The 23,276-nt window shown below is 43.8% G+C and carries 14 protein-coding genes; 12 read left to right on the top strand and 2 right to left on the bottom strand.

Translation table 11 applies throughout. The annotated features are described in order from the left end of the window. Positions 1-2 precede the first annotated feature (2 nt). The 3 genes from icd to ptsP all read left to right on the top strand — a co-directional run bounded on the left by icd (position 3) and on the right by ptsP (position 3,341). Positions 3-1,184, top strand: a complete 1,182-nt coding sequence (icd, locus tag ACHBGV_RS01595; RefSeq protein ID WP_394735515.1) for an NADP-dependent isocitrate dehydrogenase — start codon at positions 3-5, stop codon at positions 1,182-1,184. Positions 1,185-1,339: 155 nt separating this feature from the next. Next, entirely contained in the window at positions 1,340-1,603 is a 264-nt protein-coding gene (locus ACHBGV_RS01590; RefSeq protein WP_002936050.1) for a phosphocarrier protein HPr, read from the top strand. A 4-nt stretch (positions 1,604-1,607) separates the two neighbouring features. Next, positions 1,608-3,341 carry a phosphoenolpyruvate--protein phosphotransferase gene (gene ptsP, locus ACHBGV_RS01585; RefSeq protein ID WP_394735514.1) on the top strand — a complete coding sequence of 578 codons (1,734 nt, stop codon included), beginning with the start codon at positions 1,608-1,610 and terminating at the stop codon, positions 3,339-3,341. 86 nt (positions 3,342-3,427) lie between these two features. On the opposite strand, the gene ACHBGV_RS01580 is transcribed toward ptsP, so the two are convergent. Next, the gene (locus tag ACHBGV_RS01580; protein WP_394735513.1) at positions 3,428-4,915 is read right to left on the bottom strand and encodes a DUF1846 domain-containing protein; all 1,488 of its coding nucleotides are present in this window, start codon (positions 4,913-4,915) and stop codon (positions 3,428-3,430) included. Positions 4,916-5,186: 271 nt separating this feature from the next. Here ACHBGV_RS01580 and ACHBGV_RS01575 point away from each other — a divergent pair, with 271 nt between their 5' ends. The 5 genes from ACHBGV_RS01575 (at position 5,187) to ACHBGV_RS01555 (ending at position 16,354) form a co-directional block, all read left to right on the top strand. Continuing rightward, entirely contained in the window at positions 5,187-6,455 is a 1,269-nt protein-coding gene (locus tag ACHBGV_RS01575; protein WP_394735512.1) for an MFS transporter, read from the top strand. Between the two features lie 34 nt (positions 6,456-6,489). Continuing rightward, a complete protein-coding gene (locus ACHBGV_RS01570; protein ID WP_394735511.1) occupies positions 6,490-7,746 on the top strand; it encodes an MFS transporter in 1,257 nt (418 codons plus the stop codon). A 25-nt stretch (positions 7,747-7,771) separates the two neighbouring features. Continuing rightward, positions 7,772-8,812 (top strand): ArsR family transcriptional regulator, encoded by a 1,041-nt coding sequence (locus ACHBGV_RS01565; protein WP_394735510.1) that lies wholly within the window; start codon positions 7,772-7,774, stop codon positions 8,810-8,812. Positions 8,813-9,287: 475 nt separating this feature from the next. After that, positions 9,288-14,693 carry a ZmpA/ZmpB/ZmpC family metallo-endopeptidase gene (locus ACHBGV_RS01560; RefSeq protein ID WP_394735509.1) on the top strand — a complete coding sequence of 1,802 codons (5,406 nt, stop codon included), beginning with the start codon at positions 9,288-9,290 and terminating at the stop codon, positions 14,691-14,693. A gap of 315 nt (positions 14,694-15,008) precedes the next feature. Continuing rightward, a protein-coding gene (locus ACHBGV_RS01555; RefSeq protein WP_394735508.1) for an IS3 family transposase occupies positions 15,009-16,354 on the top strand; the annotation gives its coding sequence in 2 pieces (ribosomal slippage) (positions 15,009-15,450 and positions 15,450-16,354; 1,347 coding nt in all). 22 nt (positions 16,355-16,376) lie between these two features. Here the strand turns inward: ACHBGV_RS01555 and ACHBGV_RS01550 are convergent. Next, a complete protein-coding gene (locus tag ACHBGV_RS01550; protein ID WP_269088163.1) occupies positions 16,377-17,066 on the bottom strand; it encodes an IS982 family transposase in 690 nt (229 codons plus the stop codon). 378 nt (positions 17,067-17,444) lie between these two features. Here ACHBGV_RS01550 and rnc point away from each other — a divergent pair, with 378 nt between their 5' ends. Genes rnc through ACHBGV_RS01530 form a run of 4 tightly spaced genes read left to right on the top strand, consistent with a single transcriptional unit; the run spans position 17,445 to position 23,275 of the window. Next, complete coding sequence (gene rnc, locus ACHBGV_RS01545; RefSeq protein ID WP_394732308.1) at positions 17,445-18,131, top strand: ribonuclease III; 687 nt, start codon at positions 17,445-17,447, stop codon at positions 18,129-18,131. A 2-nt stretch (positions 18,132-18,133) separates the two neighbouring features. Further along, entirely contained in the window at positions 18,134-21,667 is a 3,534-nt protein-coding gene (gene smc, locus ACHBGV_RS01540; RefSeq protein WP_394735507.1) for a chromosome segregation protein SMC, read from the top strand. Then, positions 21,664-22,473: a Cof-type HAD-IIB family hydrolase gene (locus ACHBGV_RS01535; RefSeq protein ID WP_105111665.1), complete on the top strand. Its 810-nt coding sequence runs from the start codon at positions 21,664-21,666 to the stop codon at positions 22,471-22,473. The genes smc and ACHBGV_RS01535 overlap by 4 nt, the downstream gene beginning before the upstream one ends. Next, positions 22,463-23,275: a Cof-type HAD-IIB family hydrolase gene (locus tag ACHBGV_RS01530; RefSeq protein WP_394735506.1), complete on the top strand. Its 813-nt coding sequence runs from the start codon at positions 22,463-22,465 to the stop codon at positions 23,273-23,275. Before ACHBGV_RS01535 ends, ACHBGV_RS01530 begins: the two co-directional genes overlap by 11 nt. Position 23,276 lies beyond the last annotated feature (1 nt).

The raw sequence follows: 23,276 nt of genomic DNA, 5'->3' as shown, positions 1-23,276 counted from the left end.
GTATGGCAGAAAAAATTAGATTTGAAAATGGAAAGTTGCTGGTTCCTGACCAACCCGTTATTCCCTATATCGAGGGGGATGGTGTCGGTAAGGATATTTGGTCAGCGGCTCAGTCTGCGATTGATGCGGCAGTTGAAAAGGCTTATAATGGCCAGCGTCAGATTGTCTGGAAGGAAGTATTGGCCGGTGAAAAGGCCTATGAAACAACAGGAACTTCCTTACCAGACGAGACCTTAGCCACCATTAAGGACCACCTCTTGGCTATCAAGGGGCCCTTGGGAACGCCAGTCGGTAAGGGACATCGCTCGCTCAATGTCGCCCTGCGCCAGGAGTTGGACCTTTTCGCCTGTGTACGTCCGGTACGCTATTTCAAGGGTGTACCTAGCCCGCTCAAAGAGCCTGAAAAGACCAATATTACGATTTTCCGTGAAAATACAGAAGATATTTATGCAGGTATCGAATGGGATGCTGGAACTGCTGAAGTAGCACAGGTGCTTGCTTTCTTGAAGGACCAGATGGGAGTTAGTAAAATTCGTTTCCCTGAGACATCGAGTATCGGTATCAAGCCGATTTCTGAGGAAGGCAGCAAGCGCTTGGTTCGCTCTGCTATTGATTACGCCTTGGAAAATGGCCTAAAAAATGTAACCCTGGTCCACAAGGGCAACATTCAAAAGTTCACGGAAGGTGGTTTCCGTAAATGGGGCTATGAATTGGCCCAGGAAGAATATGCAGAGCAACTTGTGTCAGGTGACTTGGTTGTCAATGATATTATTGCGGACAATTTCCTTCAGCAAATCTTACTTGCTCCAGAAAAGTTCGATGTGGTGGCCCTCACCAATCTCAACGGAGACTACGCTTCAGATGCTCTAGCGGCCCAGGTTGGTGGAATCGGCATCTCACCAGGTGCAAATATCAATTACCAAACAGGACATGCCATTTTTGAAGCTACTCATGGAACAGCGCCAGATATTGCTGGCCAAAACAAGGCTAATCCAAGTTCCGTTCTATTGTCTGCTTGTATGATGTTGGATTATATGAATTGGAAAGAAGCAGCAGAGATTATTGTTTCTGGACTCGAAAAAGCTTTTGAAAATAAACAGGTAACTGTTGACTTTGCAAAGGATTTGGGAGTAGAACCCCTATCTACTAGTCAATTTGTTACGGCTCTTATTCAATATTTTTAAGATAGAAAGGCCTTGCGACCAGGCAGGTCTTTTTCTTAGAAAAATGAAAGAAATGCAAAAAAATCTTGAAAATGATTTCAAAAAGTGGTATAATCCTCCTTGTAAGGGTTATCATAATAGCCCAAATTTTGTAAAACAAAAAGGAGAATCCAAATATGGCTTCAAAAGACTTCCACATCGTGGCAGAAACAGGTATCCACGCACGTCCAGCAACTTTGCTCGTTCAAACTGCTAGCAAATTCGCTTCAGACATCACTTTGAATTACAAAGAAAAATCTGTAAACCTTAAGTCCATCATGGGTGTTATGTCTCTTGGTGTTGGCCAAGGTGCTGACGTAACAATCTCTGCTGAAGGTGCAGATGCTGACGACGCAATCGCAGCAATCACAGAAACAATGGAAAAAGAAGGATTGGCATAAGAACATGACAGAAATGCTTAAAGGAATTGCAGCATCTGACGGTGTTGCCGTTGCTAAGGCATATCTACTGGTTCAACCCGATTTATCTTTTGAAACTGTTACAGTTGAAGATACAAATGCAGAAGAAGCTCGTTTGGATGCAGCTCTTGAAGCGTCTCAAAACGAGCTTTCTGTTATTCGTGAGAATGCAGTAGCTAGCCTAGGTGAAGAAGCCGCAGCCGTATTTGATGCACACTTGATGGTACTTGCTGACCCAGAAATGATTGGTCAGATTAAGGAAACAATCCGTGCTAAGAAAACAAATGCTGAAACAGGTTTGAAAGAAGTAACGGATATGTTCATCGCTATCTTTGAAGGTATGGAAGATAACCCATACATGCAAGAGCGTGCAGCAGATATCCGCGACGTTGCTAAACGTGTCCTAGCTCACTTGCTTGGTGTTCGTTTGCCAAACCCAGCAACAATTGATGAAGAGTCTATCGTGATTGCTCATGACTTGACACCTTCTGATACGGCTCAATTGAATAAGCAATTTGTTAAAGCTTTTGTAACAAACATCGGTGGACGTACAAGTCACTCAGCTATCATGGCTCGTACACTCGAAATTGCAGCTGTATTGGGTACAAATAATATTACTGAAATCGTGAAAGATGGTGATGTCCTCGCTGTTAACGGTATCACTGGTGAAGTTGTTATCAACCCATCTGAAGAAGTGATTGCAGAATTTAAGGCAGCTGGCGAAGCCTATGCTAAACAAAAGGCTGAGTGGGCACTCTTGAAAGATGCTCAAACAGTGACAGCTGACGGCAAACACTTTGAATTGGCAGCTAACATTGGTACACCTAAAGATGTTGAAGGTGTAAATGATAACGGTGCAGAAGCTGTTGGTCTTTACCGTACAGAGTTCTTGTACATGGATTCACAAGACTTCCCAACGGAAGATGAGCAATACGAGGCTTACAAGGCTGTTCTTGAAGGCATGAACGGCAAACCAGTCGTAGTTCGTACAATGGATATCGGTGGTGATAAGGAACTTCCTTACTTCGACCTTCCACATGAAATGAACCCGTTCCTTGGTTTCCGTGCCCTTCGTATCTCTATCTCTGAAACTGGTAACCAAATGTTCCGTACGCAGTTGCGTGCCCTTCTTCGTTCATCAGTTCATGGTAAACTCCGTATCATGTTTCCGATGGTTGCCTTGTTGACAGAATTCCGTGCAGCAAAAGCAATCCTTGAAGAAGAAAAAGCGAAACTCTTGGCTGAAGGTGTAGCAGTTGCAGATGATATCCAAGTGGGTATCATGATTGAAATCCCTGCAGCAGCAATGATTGCTGACCAATTTGCTAAAGAAGTTGACTTCTTCTCAATTGGTACAAACGACCTTATCCAGTACACAATGGCAGCAGACCGTATGAACGAACAAGTTTCATACCTCTACCAACCTTACAACCCATCTATCCTTCGCTTGATCAACAACGTTATCAAGGCTGCACACGCAGAAGGCAAATGGGCTGGTATGTGTGGTGAGATGGCTGGTGACCAACAAGCTGTTCCACTTCTTGTCGGAATGGGCTTGGATGAGTTCTCTATGAGTGCGACATCAGTCCTTCGTACGCGTAGCCTCATGAAGAGACTTGACACAGCTAAGATGGAAGAATATGCTCACCGTGCCTTGACAGAATGTGCTACGGCAGAAGAAGTTCTTGAACTTCAAAAAGAGTATGTTGATTTCAACTAATAGATAAGATGAGAAAACAAGGGTAGAATTATTCTTGTTTTTTCTATAACAAAAATAGACTTGCCGAGGCAAGTCTATTTTTGTCTTTAGTTTTTCTGATAAAACTTATTGTGCTGATAGATAGGATCAAAGGTTAAATTGATACCTAGTTTACGGAGAACACTCTTGTCTTCGTCAGATAGGATAACGGTTGAGTGGGCTTCGCTACCGTTTAATTGTCCCAATTCTTTCATGGCACGTGCAGCAAGAGGGCTGTCTTGTGCGGTGATAGCAAGGGCGTTAAGGATTTCGCTGGCATCCAAACGAGTATTATTTTTATCCAGATAATCTGCCTTCAATTCTTGAATTGGACGGATGTAGTTTGGTTCGATGAGAAGGGTTTCGTCATCGATTTTAGCAATTTGCTTGATGGCATTGAGAAGGACAGTTGCAGTTGGCTTGAGGAGGTCAGATGTCTTACCTGTTACCATCTCACCATTTGGCAACTGAATGGCTAGGGCAGGGCTAGTTGTCAGCTCTGCTTTTTCGCGTGCAGCGACAACAACCTTACGATCTGCTGGTGTCACACCTACCTCGTTCATGAGGAGCTCAATCTTTTTGACTGCTTGTTCACTAACCCGCTCCGCTTTGAAATCAACCAAGGTTTGGTAGTAGCGGCGGATGATTTCTTGCTTGGATGCTTCGATCGCAGCCTCTTCGTCCACGATAGAATAGCCGACCATGTTAACCCCCATATCAGTAGGTGAGGCGTATGGTGATTTGTTCAAAATACGTTCAAAGGTACGGTTGAGAACAGGGAAGACCTCGATGTCACGGTTGTAGTTGACCGCAGTTTTGCCGTAGGTTTGCAGGTGGAAGGGGTCAATCATGTTGAGGTCGTCCAGGTCAGCAGTCGCTGCTTCATAGGCCAAGTTAACGGGATGGTGGAGTGGCAAGTTCCAAACTGGGAAGGTTTCAAACTTAGCATAGCCTGATGTTACGCCATGCAGTTGGTCGTGGTAAAGTTGGGAGATACAGGTCGCTAATTTACCTGAACCAGGTCCAGGTGCGGTGACAACGACGAGATTGCGACTGGTTTTGATGTAGTCATTTTTACCCATACCTTCTGGTGAAATGATATGGTCAATATCTGAAGGATAGCCCTTGATTGGGTAGTGGAGATAGGACTTGATACCATGTTTTTCCAACTGTTTGCGGAAGGCGTCTGCGGCTGGTTGATTGCGGTACTGGGTAATGACCACAGAACCAACATAAATATCAATATCATTAAATGTGTCAATCAAGCGGAAGACTTCTTGGTCGTAAGAAATGCCTAGGTCGCCACGTGCCTTGGAATGTTCGATATTGCTAGCGTTAATAGCGATGACAATTTCTACTTGGTCTTTTAACTCTTGGAGGAGCTTGATTTTATTATCTGGTTCATAGCCAGGTAAAACACGGGCTGCGTGGAAATCTTCCAACATTTTTCCACCAAATTCCATATAAAGCTTGCCTTCAAATTGGGCAATACGCTCTAAAATGTGGTCACGTTGCAAATTCAAGTATTTAGTTGAATCAAATGCAATTTTTTTCATCCAATAAGTCCTCCGATTATGTATTAAACTTCGGGAAAAACAAAAATAGCTCCCTAAAACTAGGGAGCTTTTTCTCCGACCTCTCAAAAGAGGTGCCCGAACAATACTATAACAAACTGTGCTAATCTTGTCAAGAATAAGTCAGATAGAAGAAAAATTAAATAAGTATTTAAAAAATATTTAATTTTTACAAAATTAAGTATTGACTTTATTAAAATAAAGTGTAAAATAATATTAAACAAATGTTTAATATCTGTTTAAGGAGATGTTTATGAAAAAACTAGTCAACAATAAATTATTTCTATCCAGCTTTGTAGCGGATTTGATATCTAACTTTGGCGATACGCTTTACTATCTGGCTTTGATGAACTATGTCTTGCTTCTACCAGATACCAAGTTTGCCTTGGCTATGATTACCGCATCTGAAACCTTGCCGATTTTGGCTAGTCTCTTTATGGGAATCTGGGCGGACAAGACTAAAAATAAATTGGATACCATCCTAGTGACCCTATTGGTTCGTGTTGGTCTCTATGCCTTGGTTGGCTTCTTGATGGGATTTGCCCCAGCCCTCTGGGTTGTGGCGGTGGTCTGTGTCATTAACTTTCTATCAGACCTGGCTGGTCAATACGAAAACGGTCTCTATATGCCAGTCAGCTTGCGGGTTGTGGCAGCGGAAGACCGTGAAACAGCTATGGCTTTCAAGATGACGGTGAGATCACTTTTGCAAATTGCCTTCCAAGCCAGCGGTGCTATCCTGATCGGATTCATGTCTTACCAGAATCTCGCTTTCTTCAATGCAGGGACCTTCTTGGTCAGTCTTGCCATCATGGCAACCCTCCGTCCAGCTCTTGCCAAGCTACTGAAGGAAAATCCTATCCAGCAAGCTGAGCAAGTGGAAACTGAAGCAGGCATTATCAAGGGCATGCGCAACAGTCTCAAAGAATCCTACCAAGCTGTTCAGAATATTCCAGTTCTCAAAGCGTCAATTATTACCATTGCTTGCTTGAATGCCATTTTCACTGCACTTTCGCCATTAGTTATTCTCAATATGAAGGAGTTCTCAGACTTTATGATTGTCAATGCGGGGACAACAGTGGCTTTGATTTCCATTCTCTTCTCAGTTGGTAGTATCCTGGGGTCAAGTATCGGTATGGCTTTGCTCAAAAATGTTAGCTTGATCAATCTCCTCAAATTCTCTACATTGATGCCTGTTTTACTTTTCTCAGGTTTCTTCCTTCACAATATCTATGTGGTACTGGCAGTGATCTTCGTAACGGCAGTGACATTGGGAATTTTCAATCCAAAAATGAGTGCTCTTGTTATGAATGAATTGCCGGAGGATAAATTGGCAACTGTCGGTGGTGGGATTGATTCTTTCTGTCAAATCGGTATGGTTGCTGGTCAAGCTTTGGTTGCCCTTATGGTAACAATCTTATCTGTTACAAGCATTTCCCTCATCTTCCTCTTGCTTTCTGTAGGGCTCTTGGGTTATAGCATTTTTACAGGAAATAATCCTGAAAAGATTGTAGCTAGTGCTTAGAAAGAAAATTCTGACTATTAGAAGGAGAATTACTTTGAAAAAGATACTCAGCAATAAATTGTTCTTATCAAGCTACCTAGCGGATGTAATTTCCAACTTTGGAGACACGCTTTACTACCTAGCTTTGATGAACTATGTCTTATTTCTGCCAGATACTAAGTTTGCCCTAGCTATGATTACTGCTTCCGAAACCCTGCCAATCTTGTCGGGCCTTTTTATGGGAATCTGGGCTGATCGGACAAAAAATAAATTGGATACCATTCTGGCTACCTTGGTCGTACGTGTCGGCCTGTATGCCCTCGTTGGTTTACTAATGGGATTTACACCAGCTCTGTGGATTGTAGCGGTCGTTTGTGTGGTCAATTTCCTATCTGACTTGGCTGGGCAATACGAAAATGGTCTTTATATGCCACTTAGCCTGCGGGTCTTGGAGGCAGAAGACCGTGAAACAGCCATGGCTTTTAAGAATACCGTGGGCGGCATCTTGATGATTGTCTTTCGATCCAGCGGTGCTATTCTCATCGGCTTTATGTCTTACCAGAATCTTGCCTTTTTCAATGCTGGGACCTTCTTGGTCAGCCTTGCGATTATGGCAGGTTTGCGTCCAGCTTTTACCAAGTTGTTGAAAGAAAATCCTATCCAAGAGGCTGAACAAACCGAAACAGAAGCAGGACTTGTCAAGGGAATTGGTCAGAGCCTTAAAGAATCTTATCAAGCCATTCAAAACATCCCTGTACTAAAGGCTTCGATTTTGACTATTGCAGGTATCAATACGGTTGGCAGTGCCGTATCTCCCTTGGTTATCCTGGCTATGAAGGAGTTTTCAGAATTCGTGATTGTCAATTCTGGCATAACTCTTGCCTTGGTCTTTAATCTCTTCTCAGTTGGCTATATTCTTGGTTCAAGTCTCGGCATGGCTTTCTTCAAACATATCAGCTTGCCCAATCTGCTCAAGTGTTGTTCAGTTTTGTCGGTTATCCTGTTTGTTGGTTTTTATTTTCATAATATTTATATTGTGATGGCGACTATCTTAGTCACTACCATGACGACTGGCATTATCAATCCAAAATTGTATGCCCTGATAATGAATGAACTACCAGAGGATAAATTGGCGACCATTAATGCAGGAATGGGGACCATATTTAATATTGGCATGGTTTCAGGTCAAGCCTTGGTCGCCCTTATGGTAACAATCTTATCTGTTACAAGCATTTCCCTCATCTTCCTCTTGCTTTCTGTGGGACTAGTAAGCTATACTATTCTTGTGGGGCGTAGGCCAAAAATGAAGTAGTTGTTAAAGCTTAGAAAGTATGCGTATGAAATTAGATTACCGAGATTATAGAAGCGAGATTGTCGAAAAATTCTTTATTCCTTTAATTGTTACGGAACGTGAGGAACCGATTGAGGCGGATTTTTCACAGAAAGAAAAAGACATTCTCAAAGATGCCTTGGACATTCGTGATGAGATTGAAGAAAAGTTGGCAGATTTTCGTCAGGAAGTCAATCAAGTCTTTGTCTGGGGACATATTTTTAACATTTTGCATAGTCTTTATTTCTATATCTTGAATGATGGGCAGGATCCAAAGACAGTTGAGGAAGCTTGTCAATTGATTTTAAAGCTGTCTCAAGCAGAAGTAGAAGATGCCATGCGAACCATGTTGGCGTCTGAAAATGATGGTCACCGTGAGAAGACCCTCAGTCTCATGGAACTCTTGGAAAAGACAGATAAAAAGCCGGCAGATAAGTGGTACTGGTCACTGGCTATCCGCAATCCTTTAGAAACAGTTGAGCGGTCTGTCCATCTCTTGGATAAGATGCTCCCAATCTATCAGCCTTACTTTGAAGGGGCAAGAGCAGAGCGGGAAGCCTTTGCTAGAGACTTTGACATTGAACAACTCTACAGAGAATCCAAGCAGTTAGCCATGACCAGCTTGGATAGCTTGGGTGTAGAAACTGCCCAATTCTTCGTTCTCAGTCCGTGGAATTATTGGTTTGCTTATTATGGCAATGAAGAATTTGACCATATGAAAGTCGCTCTTTTAGCATCCTGTCGAATTGATCAGATGATGCTGTCAAATGACGAGCTGGATCTGGATGATTTGACAACGGCTCTTAAAGTCATCAGCGATAGCACGCGCTACCAAGTTTTAGTGGAACTGACCAAGCCCCATGCCAAGAGCAAGGATATCGCAGAGCGGCTCAATATCACAGGAGCAGCCGTATCCTTCCACACTCAAAAGCTGATCAACGGTGACTTGCTTCTCTTCAATACAAAAAATAGCGATGTCAAATACAGTGTCAATCAAGATTTGCTGCGGCAGATGATAGACAAGCTGAAGAGTGATTTTGAATTATAGTTAGTAGGACTTTGTACTGAGAGAGTACAAGGTCTTTTTATGCCTTGGTTCCAAGGTTGCTTTCCCGCTACATGTGGAATCTATGGTATAATCCCATCTTTGGCAGTTTGAAACGACAAAAACCTCCCCAACCCTATGCATATCAAGGTGATATACTCCCCTTATAGTGGACAGTGAAAAAACAAAAATTTTCACTAGAACCATTTTAATTCACTTAAAATTTGTTTGGTATCGCACCAATCAGCAAGGGGCAATCCGCTTCCGAGGTTGGAAAGAATGGACGGTGGAGACGGTGAGGGAATGAAGTTCGAACTGTTTACTACAATAAAATTATTTTTATAAGTTTCCTAACGCCTATTGTTGGGAAATTTTTTTTGTGCGATAAAATTGACGGCGTATTCTTTGCATTTCATACTTTTTACTTATATAATTATAGTGGATTTTTTATTTGGCTCAAAAAGGAGACTATATTTTAATGAATTTACATTTTTTACAAAAAAAGCACCATTTTGGAATCCGTAAGTTTTCCATCGGTGTCGTATCTGTTGCCTTAGCAATTAGCTTTAGTGTTGCTGGAGGGCAGGTTGCGGCTGCCCAAGAGGTAAGCCAAACTCCTGTTAGTAGCCAGCAAATGAGTCAGGCAGTAACAGATGAGCCAGGTCATGAGCAAACAAGTAATCAGGTTTCAGAGATGGTGGGAACTCAGTTGACAGAACCAGTTCTCACAGAGACTTTGTCTCCAGTAGTACAACCTACTCAAACTGATTCAATCGTCTCACAGACCCCAGTTATCCAAGAAAATCAACCAACAACACTCAATCAAGAAAAGTCAAACTCAGTTCAATCCCTGTCGGAAGAGAATGCAAGTGAACCTAGTGTAGGGACAAAAAGTCCTCAAACAGTTGTTGAAACCCCAGTAGAGCCAGCTACAACAGATCTGGTAGCAGAAACAGCAGCAGTAGAATCTGCTCAGACTGCCCAAGCAGCAGAAGAACGAGTAGTTCAACCTGTCCTTCGTTCAGTGCCCATGGCTCGTAGTGTAGCTGCCAATGAAGTTGCTAAATTGCCACTAGATGACCAAGGGGAGCTTATGACCTCTGTCAATGGAAAAACAGTTCAGCAGTTTCAAGTGGTTTATTCGGATGGTAGTAGTCAGATAGTCCCTGCGACGACTCAGCCAATTACAAGCCAGACCAGTGAAATAGTTGCTCAACAGGTCGCTTCGCTGAAAGATGACTTTGCGGCTGTGACCTACGAATCGCTCTATCCACACTTATCTCATCAGGAAAGTTTTCTTGAAAAAACTGCTCTAGAGACAGCCATTCGGAAGGAAAATGGGGGAAATGCTCTGTCAGCTGACCAGCTACAGTCTCTCAAGCAGATAGCCTATATGGATATGCTGGATATGAGAGAGAGTTTTGAGCGAGTAAAAGCTAAGATTGAAACGACTCTGACAGGTATTTTTGAGAAATCAAGTCAGGTCAATGTAGAGGATATCCGTCGTAATAAGGAGAAGATTTTAGCAGGTCTTTCCTATCTGGATCGTCAATATTCCTTTGAATTTGGTCCCCATCAGGCTCAGGATCTGATCTTGTATCACCCTCAGGTTTTTGGTGGTGGCGGGAGTCCCCTTGGAACTCTTACTATCTTGAATACCTTGACCTATCGTGATTTGGGCTTAGGACAGTCAGCGACTACTTACCAAGCCAAACTAGCTCCAATTACAAATCGAGCTGATATTTTCTCCTTTGTGGAGAAGGGCGTTAGCCTTTTTGAGCCAGGCAAAACAGGGGAGCAATGGTTTAAGGAGACTAGCAAGGCTCATCTGGCAGAGTCCCAATCTCCTTATGGAAATTCCTCGCTCTATCAGAAATTAAAGAGCAATGCACGTCTGAACAACCATTTCATTCCTCTCCTGACCCTACCTAGTGATCTCGTATATGTCATTAGCACTTCAAACACAGTCAACTACGGTTTAACGGAATCCTATGTCCGACCAGGTGACCAGACCGGTTTGGCAACATTTAAAGCTAACTTACAATCCTATGCTGATGACCAGGAAAGCTTTTTGAAATTCTGGCATCGCATCAGTCAGAACAGGGATATTCTAGCCAATCATGAAGCCATTATTGTGGTTGATAGTCCGCAGAAACTAGGGACAGCTACTCAGCGCGTTCAAGAACTTTATTCACCAAAATATAGTTCAGGAGTTTTAGAAGGGGTCGAGAAATTTATCAGACCGCTCAACCTTTATGCCAACTTTTTACAAGCTGATGGTCAGGCCAATGGAAATACTTCCATAAACCTCTTCTTGAAAAAATCCCTGTCTGAGGCTGGTCAGTCTGTTTATACCCATGAATTGACCCATATGCTGGATAAGAACGTTTGGTTAAATGGCTATGATAGACGATCTGGCCAGTTACAAGAAGTTTTTGCCAGAGGAATGTTTGAGTCTATGGATGTTGCTAAAACACCCTATCAAGACCCAAGCTTTATTATCAATACAGCCTATCGTATGGGGGACAATCGGACACAAAATGCTAGTCCAGACCGTTTCCAAACAAGTGATGACCTTAAGACCTATATGCAGGGTATTTTGGACGTCTTGTACACTTTAGACTACGCAGAAGCTCAGTCTATCTTGGGTCAGATACCTGAAGATAGGGCAGTCCTACTTAATCAGCTGAGCCTTGTCGCAAGTGCTAATGGTGGTCAGACAGATCAAGCTCAACCAATTTCGAGAGATTTAGCAGCAGGTTTGCAATCTGTCCATGATTTTGTAGATAAGCAATTGATTTCAGGTCGCTACAAGTTTGACGGTCTCAATACCACAGGAACAGCTCGGACCAATTCTTACTACACCATTCCTCTCTTTGAGCCTATCTATGCAGGTCTGCAAAACAATGCAGGAACAGTAGGTGACATTAGCTTTAGAAGAAATGCCTATGATATTCTGGGAGAATATAGTTATGAAAAAGGAATGGTAGCCTATGTTTCTGGCCAATATGCCAATGATCAGGCAGCTTTGAATGCCATTATGCCAGAATATGGAGGAGACCTAGCAACCTTTAAGAAGGCTATGTTTGACCGTCGCATCGCCAAGGTTACTGAGCTAAAATCCACTAGTGTAGCCAGCGATTTCGCTGCTATTCAGAGTTTGATGGATGCGGCCATTGTCAAAGATTTGCAACAGATGAAACGTAATGCAACCAACAGGGTAGCCTTGTCAACTAGAGTTTCAGCTGTTCAAGAATTGAAAAAGAGCATCTTCCAGGCTTATTTGAAGGATACAGATGACTTCCGTACAAGTATTTACAGTCAACCGAAGGCGCGTGAGCTCTATGTCACCAAAGGTGCTGAAACATCTAAAGAGGGACAGGGAACAGAAACTCATCCATATCAAAGTTTGTCCTATGCTATTTCCCAAGCTAAAGATGGTGATACTATTAAATTGGTTAGTGATATCATCCATCGTGATGGACAAAATTTTTCAACGAATTTTGTCATTGATAAGGCGGTGACAATTGATGGTCGTGGGTATAAATTAAATCTTCGTGGTCTTAATTTGCTAACGACAAAAGATGTGACCCTAAGTAATCTCAAGCTCGAGATGATCCCTGATGGTGGTCAGCAACCGAAGATTTATGCGGATGGTAACCATCTGACCTTTAATAACGTGTCAACGACCATCAGTCAGGCCCAAGTCGATCTTCGTCCTACCTTGATTGCAGGTTCTCCAACTGACACCCCTTCAGGAAGCCATTCTCGGATCTCGATTATTGGTGGTTCCTCAGACACTCGCTTCCAGAAAATTTTTGCGGGCCATGCCCAAGGGACTAGTTTGATTCCGGTTGAGATTATCATAGACTCAGAATTTGCCATGGTTGATCAAGGGATTGACTTAGGTGGTGTAGATGGATCTCCAACTATTGATCGGGTTACCTTGGAGAGTAGTTCTAGCAATATCAAGAAGGTTGTGGCGACAAATAGTTCAGACAACCATGTTACTCTGAAGGCGGCTCGTATATTTGGAGTAGAATTAGTGGATGTTCAGGAATTGACTCTGAGTGAACGTGCAGATATTACCCTGTCTGATAAGGTTTCTAGCATCACCACACGACTTGAGTTGGGAACAGATAGCCTTCTCAATCTGGCTATGAATCAGAATCTTGAAGTCGGTGAACTGATTGGAGATGGAAAACTGATTATCCCAGTTAGCTCTAGCTTGCAGGTAACAGGAGATATTCAAGATAATGTTCAAGTTCTTGTCAGAGGCTTTGAACAAGATCTGACCAAGAATATAGACAAGGAATATGTAAGGGTTGAGGGACTGTTATCTCCTACAGCTCGTATTACCTTGGAGAAAGGCTATAATCGTTTTGGCCTGGTTAAAGATGAAATTGTTTATCGCTTGGTAGAGCTAAAACAGCCTGTTCAAACTCATACAGTAACTTTGCACTTCACACAGTCAGGTAAGTTGGTAAAAGAGAAGCAGGTGCAAGTTGATAATGGGCAGTCCATTACTGGTGTGGAGAACGAGTTGCCTAGTGCGACAGAGGGAACCTATCAGTTGGATCCAAACTTTGACAGAACAGCGTTGACAGCTATCACTAGTAGTAAAACGATTGAGATTCCAGTAGTCTTGGTTCTATCAAAAGCAAGTCGCTACCAGCCTCACGTTAATGGAGAAGCCCGTGTCCTACCGGCAAGCAGTAGTGAGGAAACAACAGCTGAAATTTTGAAGCAAATCAGTCTACCAGCTGAAGTAGGTCGATTTGATGTTATAGTAGTCACTCCAATTCCACAGTCTAGTGGCGACCACTCTATGACTATTCGTGTGGTCTATGATGATCGCAGCGTAGAAGAGCTTGTAATACCTCTTCATATTCTCACAATAGAAAATGGAGAAGTTGTCAAACACAGCTTGCCAGCAGGAGTTCTTCCTAAAGCGGATCGCTACCAGCCACACGTTAATGGGGAAGCCCGTGTCCTACCGGCAAGCAATAGTGAGGAAACAACAGATGAAATTGTGAAGCAAATCAGTCTACCAGCAGAAGTAGGTCAATTTGATGTTGTAGTAGTCACTCCACTTCCACAGTCTAGTGGCGACCACTCCATGACTGTTCGTGTGGTCTATGATGACCTCAGCCATGAAGAGCTTGTAGTTCCCCTTCATATTCTCACAATAAAAAATGGAGAAGTTGTCAAACATAGCTTGCCAGAAGGTGTTTTAGAACCGTTGGTTACTGCAAAAGGCAAGGGAGTTACCCATGAATTGCCAGTCGGAATTCTCCCACCTCTTGAAACGTCAAATGGAGGTGGAGTTCGTCATGAATTGCCAGCAGGTGTTTTAGAACCGTTGGTTACTGCCAAAGGCAAGGGAGTTACTCATGAATTGCCGGTCGGAATTCTCCCACCTCTTGAAACAGCAAATGGAGGTGGAGTTCGTCATGAATTGCCAGTCGGTATTCTTCCACCACTTGAAACGGCAAATGGAGGTGGAGTTCGTCATGAATTACCGGAAGGCATTTTAGAACCGTTGGTGACTGCAAAAGGCAAGGGGGTTACTCATTTTATTCCAAGTGGTACCTTGCCTCTAACAGTAACAAGAAGTGAAGTTTATACTCCGGCAATGCCAGCCGTCTCATTGTTACAGCAACGGCAGAAAAATACGGAGACCAAGCCAGCTGTGTTACCGTTGGTAGCTGTATCTAAGAAGCAGGCAGGCCAGTTAAGTGCCACCTTGACAAGTAGCAATTCAAACATGTCAACTTCCAATCGTTTACCTGAAACAGGGGAGAGAAACAATCTAAGTCTTTTAGGATTCTTACTTGCCTCCCTAGGCTTTAGTTTCTGGATTGGTCGCAAAAAAGCTGAATAAAGCGGAATGGATTTTGCTTAAGAATTAGTATCAGAAACGGACAAACATCTGGAATTACAAGAGCCGATGATTTGTTCGTTTTCTTTTTCTTTTTTAAGGGGGACTAGCCTTGCTCAAAAACAATTGACTTGTCCAATCAATAAGTATGCAAAATAGAGTATATATACCCGTTGTGCTAGTTAATCAAGCGTAAGCAAGGGAATATTTTAAGCTAATACCAAATTCAGTATGACTGCTTTTAAGCAAAAGAGAATAGATAAGTGAACTGCACCCCAAAAGTTAGACACAAAATCTAACGATTGGGGTGTTTTTCTTATGAAATTAAGTTATGAAGATAAACTAGAAATATATTTGCTTAGAAAGAGTGGCATGTCGTGGGTCAACCTTAGCCAGATATACAAGGTCACTATTGCTAATCTCGCATACATGATAAAACTCATGGATCGATATGGCGTGGAAATCGTTGAAAAAGGTAAAAATAGGTATTATTCACCTGAACTAAAGCAAGAAATAATGGATAAGGTCTTGATTCATGGATGTTCTCAACTCTTAGTTTCCCTTGATTATGCCTTGCCAAATCGAGGAATGCTTCCCAATTGGATAGCACAATACAAGAAAAACGGGTATACTATTCTTGAAAAACCAAGAGGGAGACCGAGCAAGATGGGACGCAAACGCAAGAAAACCTGGGAAGAGATGACGGAATTAGAGCGCCTTCAAGAGGAAAATGAACGTCTTCGAACTGAGGTGGCCTTCCTAAAAAAGTTGAGAGAACTTCGCTTGAGGGACGAAGCACTAGTGCGCGAACAGCAGAAACAATTAGAGATATGGTCCAAGGAGGATTCCGACTAGACCTCCTACTTGCGACAGCTAAAATGCCTCGCTCAACTTATTATTATCAAGTCAAGCAACTGGATAAACCCGACAAGAACAAAGCAATTAAGGCTGAAATTCAAGCCATTTATGATGACCATAAAGGGAATTACGGCTATCGTCGGATTTATTTAGAACTCAGAAATCGAGGTTTCTTCATCAACCACAAAAAGGTGCAGCGCTTGATGACAGTCATGGGCTTAGCGGCTCGTATTCGTCGTAAGCGCAAGTATGCTTCTTACAAAGGTGAGGTGGGTAAGAAGGCTGATAATCTGATTAAACGTCAGTTTGAGGGATCTAAGCCTTATGAAAAATGTTATACCGATGTGACGGAGTTTGCTTTGCCTGAAGGGAAACTCTACTTATCGCCTGTTCTTGACGGCTATAATAGTGAGATTATTGATTTTACCCTGTCTCGGTCACCTGACTTGAAACAGGTTCAAACCATGCTTGCGAAGGCTTTTCCAGCAGATTTATACAGTGGGACTATTCTCCACAGCGATCAAGGTTGGCAATACCAGCACCAGTCTTACCATTACTTTTTGGAAACCAAAGGCATTCGACCATCCATGTCCCACAAAGGGAATAGCCCAGATAATGGGATGATGGAGTCTTTCTTTGGCATTCTCAAATCTGAAATGTTTTATGGACTCGAGACATCTTATCAATCACTTGACGAGCTTGAGGAAGCTATTACAGATTATATTTTTTACTACAACAACAAACGAATCAAAGCAAAATTAAAAGGACTTAGTCCTGTCCAATACAGAACTAAATCCTTTCAATAATTATTTGTCCAACTTTTTTGGGTCAGTACACAAGTAATATAGCTTCTGTCTTAACTTTGAGCGCCTGAATGTTTCGGCAACGTAAAGCCTCCATTCCAAACTGCTCTAAGCTAGAAAATACGGTCTCCACTGGTTTCCTCAATCGACTTATTTTGTAATTTTCTAGCCATGAATAATCCATCATGTTTTTTCTGAGTTGAGAAATTAACTGGATATCACAGTCTGCTAACGCTGCCTTTGTCTGTCTATCCACATATCCTTTATCTCCATAAACGATTGGAAATGGGCTATTTTCAAGTAGCTCCAAAGCAACATCGCCATCATAAATAGATGCGGGTGTGACAACATAATCAATAGGAAACCCACTATTGCTGACAAGAACTGAAAATTTCAAGCCATAATAATGGATTTTCTTAGTTGCATTATGGCCAATGTCTGCCACCTCTGACAACAATGTAGCTCTCATGTTGTGAATGGGGTGACATAGGGCACAAGGAAAGCTGTCAATCAAGCCGAACGAGCAGGTTTGACAAAGATCTAAGACCATAAAATAGCGCATACGTTGAATACTTTGAGCAAGATTTTGACAGATACGGAAAAATCGAGAGTATTCTGGGAACTTGTCAGGGAAGAGATTATGACGAATCGCACGGTAAATAGCACTTGCCGTCCGGCAGCCCTCTTGAATTGCCCAAAGATAATTAGCGATAATAACGACATCAGACTGTTTTTGTAGGTGGATGTTTCGCCGATTTCGAACCTCCTGGGGAACAAATCGCTCATATAAAGCGAGAACTTGGGTAAAGATTTTTGAAAAAATAACATGTGTTTAATTGGGATTTGCGAGATAATAATGTTGGCTTTGCATATCATTCCCTCATTTCGTGGTTGTTTTGAGTTTATGATACGCAAAGTTTTTTTATTTGGCTAGAATTAACTAGCACAACGGGTATTTAGTAGGACTTTGTACTGAGAGAGTACAAGGTCTTTTTATGCCTTGGTTCCAAGGTTGCTTTCCCGCTACATGTGGAATCTATGGTATAATATAGAATAGGTTTTCTGTGGTCAGGAGGCCGGAAAGGAGCACATCATGCGAGAGTTACACGCAACATTACTGGCAGATTACGAGATTGATTTTTCAGATTTGAGCCTATTGGAAACAGCATTTACCCACACATCTTATGCCAACGAGCATCGCCTTCTAAAAATTTCACATAATGAGCGCTTGGAATTTTTAGGAGACGCTGTTCTTCAGTTAATGATTTCAAAATATTTGTACAAGAAATATCCAGATCGTCCGGAGGGCGAGATGTCCAAGATGCGTTCGACCTTTGTTCGGGAAGAGTCTTTGGCAGGATTTTCACGGGCCTGTGGCTTTGATAAATTCCTACGATTGGGCAAGGGGGAAGAAAAGTCTGGTGGACGCAATCGCGACACCATTCTTGGGGATGCTTTCGAGGCTTTCTTAGGAGCTCTGCTATTGGATAAGGGCGAAAAGACCGTAGAGGAATTTCTGCACAAGGTGATGATACCGCGCCTAGAAGTGGGGAATTTCGAGCGGGTGACGGACTACAAGACAACCTTGCAAGAACTCTTGCAGGTCAACGGAGAGATTGTGATTTCCTACCAAGTCGTTGCGGAGTCTGGACCTGCTCATGACAAGACCTTTGAAGTCGAAGTATCAGCAGACGGTCGTGTCATCGGTCGAGGTACTGGTCGATCCAAGAAATTAGCTGAACAAGCCGCCGCAAAAAATGCTGTGGAGGCTAGAGGATAAGTATGTATCTGAAATCAATTGAAATGCAGGGCTTTAAGTCCTTTGCGGACAAGACCAAGGTGGTTTTTGACCGTGGAGTGACGGCCGTTGTCGGTCCCAATGGCTCAGGCAAATCCAATATTACAGAAAGTCTGCGTTGGGCACTGGGTGAGTCATCTGCTAAGAGCCTACGCGGTGGCAAGATGCCGGATGTCATCTTTGCAGGGACGGAAAATCGGAAGCCGCTCAATTACGCATCGGTGACGGTGACGCTGGATAATTCTTCTGGCTTTATTGCTGGGAAGGAAAAAGAAATCAAGGTGGAGCGCCAGATTTATCGGTCGGGCGACAGCGAGTATCTGATTGACGGGAAAAAAGTTCGCCTGCGGGATGTGCATGACCTTTTTATGGATACTGGTCTGGGACGGGATTCATTTTCTATTATTTCCCAAGGTCGGGTTGAGGCGATTTTTAATTCCAAGCCGGAAGAACGCAGAGCTATTTTTGAGGAGGCGGCTGGTGTCCTAAAGTACAAGACCAGAAAGAAAGAAACCGAGAGCAAGTTAGCCCAGGCTCAGGGAAATTTGGATCGTTTGGACGATATTATCTATGAGTTGGACAATCAGGTCAAGCCTTTGGAAAAACAAGCGCAGACGGCCAAGAAATTTTTGGAATTGGATGCAGAGCGCAAGGAGCTCTATTTGGATGTCTTGGTGGCCCAGCTCAAAGGGAGCAAGGAAAGATTAACAGCTAAGGAAGAAGAATTGGTACAGGTCAAGGCGGATTTGACCACCTATTACCAACAGCGTGACCAGCTGGAAGAGGAAAATCAGCGACTGAAATCACATCGTCATGCTTTGACCCAGCAAATGGAGCGGGAACAGGCTGTCCTCTTGGACTTGACCAAGTTAATCAGTGACTTGGAACGAAAAATCGAAGTCCATAAGTTGGAGTCCAGCCAGAATGAAACCAGTCGCCAAGAGGCAGAAGTCCGTCTGCAAAGCATGCAGGACAAATTGGCTACGGTAAGAGAAGAAGTGGCGAAAAAGACTGCGGCCATGATAGAGTTGGAAGAAAAATTGTCTGCCTTAAAGGCAGAGATTGCGGCCGTGGACAAGGAAATTTCTTATTTTTCAGAAGATCCAGACCAAGTCTTGGACCATCTGCGGGAGCAATATGTAGCCCTTATGCAGGCGGAGGCGGAGGCGTCCAACCGATTGACCAAATTGCAGCAGGAAATTGCCAATCAAATCAGCCTATCAGAAAGCAAGTCGGAGGAATTGACCCGCTTGCAGGCTGAAAAAGAGACAGCAGAGAAAGAGCAGGCAGCCGGTCAGACCAGATTAGCCGAGACCGAACAGTATTTGCGAGACATCTTGACCGATTACCGTCAGGCAGAAATGCAGGTGAGCCAAGCGGAGCAAGCTTACAAGGAGCAACAGTCGGCCATGTTCGACCTCTTAGATGCGATTAAGTCTAAGCAGGCGCGCCAGTCAAGTTTAGAGGCCATTTTAAAAAATCATTCGAACTTTTATGCAGGTGTCAAGGCGGTCTTGCAGGCAGCGCCGACTATCGGTGGCATTATTGGTGCGGTCAGCGAGCAATTGACCTTTGATACACGCTATCAGACGGCACTGGAAATCGCCTTGGGTGGTGCCGGCCAGAACGTCATTGTAGCGGATGAGTCGACTGCCAAGCGGGCGATTGCTTATCTGAAAGACAAGCGTCAGGGTCGGGCGACCTTCCTGCCCTTGACGACCATTAAACCTCGTAGTTTGGCGAATCAGCAGCTGGCAATTTTGCAGGCGACACCCGGTTTTTTGGGCATGGCCAGTGATTTGGTGACCTACCAAGCGCATTTGGAAAATATTTTCCAAAATCTACTGGGGACCATTGCCATTTTTGAGACCATTGACCAAGCCAATCAAGCGGCGCGAGCGACAAAGTTTCAGGTGCGGATAGTCACTATGGATGGTTCTGAAATCCGTCCCGGTGGTGCCTTTGCCGGGGGTAGCAACCGCAACAACAATACGACCTTTATCAAGCCGGAATTGGATGCCCTTGTGGGCGAAATAGCAGAGCTGTCTCGTAAGCAGAAGGAGCAGGAAGGCCTTGTTGCCAGCCGAAAAGAAGATTTGGACCAGACAAGATCTACACTTGAAGAAATTAAATCTCAAGGTGAGGAGGCGCGTCTGGCCCAACAATCTGCTCAGATCCATCTGGAACAAGCCGAGCAACACTTGGTGCAGGTAAGAGCGCGCTATGACTTGCAAATCAGCCAAGTCAGTCCAGAAATCCTCTCAGAATTGCAGGAGCAGGCGGACAAGGAAATTACACTGGTTGATAGTTTAAACCAGAAAAAAGCACAATTAGAAGAGCAAATCCAACAGGTGCGGGACGATCGCGACAGCATCCAAGAAAGTTTGGAGCGCCTGCGCAATCAGAAGGGTCAGTTGACCTTGGAACAGACGGAATGGACCAGTCAACTGCGCTTTGAACAGACGGATCTCCGCCGTTTGCAGGACGAACAAGTGGCGATTGAAAAGGAAATCCTGATGTTGCAGGATGTCATTGACCAAAAATTGGTTGCCTTGGAAGATACCAGTCTGGATGTTCTGGAGGAACAATTGCAGGCTGCGACGACCAAGCAGACTGATACCAATCAGATTCTCATCCGCCTCAAGTTTGAATTAGAAGATATTGAGGGGCAATTTGAGGATTTGGAAGGGCGGTTGCAACAGGCGCGTGCCAAGAATGACGACCTCATTCGCAAGCAGGCCAAGTTGGAGGCCGATGTGGAGCAAGTCGGTGACAGATTGCGTCATTTATTGACCAATCTGACCGAGCAATTCAAACTGACCTTTGAGGCGGCTCAGTCTCAGGCAAGACTTGTTGAGGATTTGCCACTGGCTGAGCAGGTGCTCAAGGATTTGGAACGAGCTATTCGAGCGCTAGGACCTATCAATCTGGATGCTATTGAGCAGTATGATGAAGTCAACAGTCGCTTGATTTTCCTTAATGAGCAACGGGCAGATATTTTGTCGGCGCGTGATTTACTGCTGGAGACCATTCATGAGATGGATGACGAGGTCAAGGAACGCTTTAAGGCTACCTTTGAGGCAATTCGCGGTAGTTTCAAGCAGACTTTCAGACAGATGTTTGGCGGAGGTTCTGCGGATTTGATACTGACGGACAATGATATTTTGACTGCGGGGGTGGAAATTTCTGTCCAGCCTCCGGGGAAGAAAATCCAGTCGCTCAACCTTATGTCTGGTGGCGAAAAGGCCCTCTCGGCTCTCGCTCTGCTATTTTCCATTATCCGTGTCAAGACCATCCCGTTTGTTATTCTGGACGAGGTAGAAGCGGCTTTGGATGAGGCCAATGTCAAGCGTTTCGGGGATTATCTCAATCGCTTTGATAAGGAGAGTCAGTTTATCGTCGTGACCCACCGTAAGGGGACCATGGCGGCGGCGGATGCCATGTATGGTGTGACCATGCAGGAGTCGGGCGTGTCCAAGATTGTGTCCGTCAAACTGAAAGATGTGGAGAAACTATGATAAAGAAAGTATTTGCTAGTGATATGGATGGGACTTTTTTGCGAGAGGACCATAGCTTTGATAAGGAGCGGTTTGGCCGGCTATTGGATGCTTTTGAGGATAGGGATTATCTTTTTGTGGCTGCCAGCGGTCGGTCCTACCCCAGCTTGAAGCAAGTTTTTGCGGGATTTGAACATCGTATCGCCTTTGTGGCGGAAAATGGGGCGGTTGTGTCCTATCAGGATGAGCTAATTTTTATGGACAATCCTATTCCGAGCTCGGTTTATTTGAGGCTGATTGAGGAGCTGGTGGCCAGTGGCATTGTGGAAGCTCACCATGTCACCCTGTCTAGTTTGTCGGGTTCTTATATGCTGGAAGCTGTTGAGGACGATCTTTTGCGTGATTTGTCGGGCTATTATCAAGATATTCGTCTGATAGCTTCTTTTGAACAGGTGACGGAGGAGGTCATCAAGCTCAACATCTATGTTGCGGAGGAAAAACGCCAGCAGGCCCAGGATTGGATCAACCAGCATTTTGGCAATCTTTCAGCGGTAACGACAGGATTTACCTCTATTGACATTATCCTATCAGGTGTGCACAAGGCGGTCGGTCTTGGTCATCTTTGTCAGCATCTTAGATTGACGGCAGAGGATGTAACAGCTTTCGGGGACAATCAAAATGACCTGGAAATGCTGGAATTTGCTGGCCTGGCCATTGCGACGGAGAATGCTCGCCCTGAAGTCAAGGCAGTCGCAGATAAGATTATCGGTCACTGCAATGACGATGCAGTTTTGACCTATTTGGAGGAGGTAGTATATGGCAATTAAGTTGATTGCATTGGATTTGGATGGAACGCTACTGACATCTGACAAACGGATTTCAGAAGCAAATAAAAAGGCCTTGCAAGCTGCGCATGAGCGTGGTGTCTATGTGGTTCTGACCACAGGTCGTCCCTTGCAAGCTATTGGAGGTTTCTTAGAAGAACTAGATTTACTTGGAGAAAATCAATATTCTATCACTTTTAACGGTGGTCTGGTTCAGGAAAATACAGGCCGCATTTTGGATAAAATAGGCTTTAGCATCGACGATGTTCGTGCCATTCGTCAGGTGACCAATCAGTTGGACCTGCCTTTGGATGTTCTCTATGGTGGGGATGTCTATTCTCTTCCGGCAGCCCATGAATCTCTCTATCTGACTGCCAATCCACTTTTGAATAAAATCCCTGTGACTGATGAGGACCTGCCAGAAGATTTTGTCTACAATAAGGCAGTCTCAGCAATAGATGCAGCATTTCTAGATGGACAAATTCCAAAAATTCCTGCGGAATTGTACGATCGTTTCGAGATTTTCAAATCACGCGATATTTTGCTTGAGTGGAGCCCCAAAGGTGTTCACAAGGCAAATGGTTTGGCTAAGTTGATAGCTCATCTAGGCATTGACCAGTCAGAAGTCATGGCCTGTGGTGATGAAGGTAATGATTTGTCTATGATCGAATGGGCAGGTTTGGGTGTTGCCATGGCTAATGCGACTGATGAAATCAAGTCTGCGGCCAAGCTTGTTCTGCCAAAAACCAACGATGAGGATGGGATTGCCTGGGCAATCGAACATTATGTATTAAACGAGGACTAGT

Origin of the sequence: Streptococcus sp. A34 (genome assembly GCF_043674115.1) — a bacterium.
Lineage (GTDB): Bacteria > Bacillota > Bacilli > Lactobacillales > Streptococcaceae > Streptococcus > Streptococcus suis_V.
Note: the sequence above shows the minus strand (reverse complement) of the source record. Positions and strands in the feature narration are given on the sequence as shown.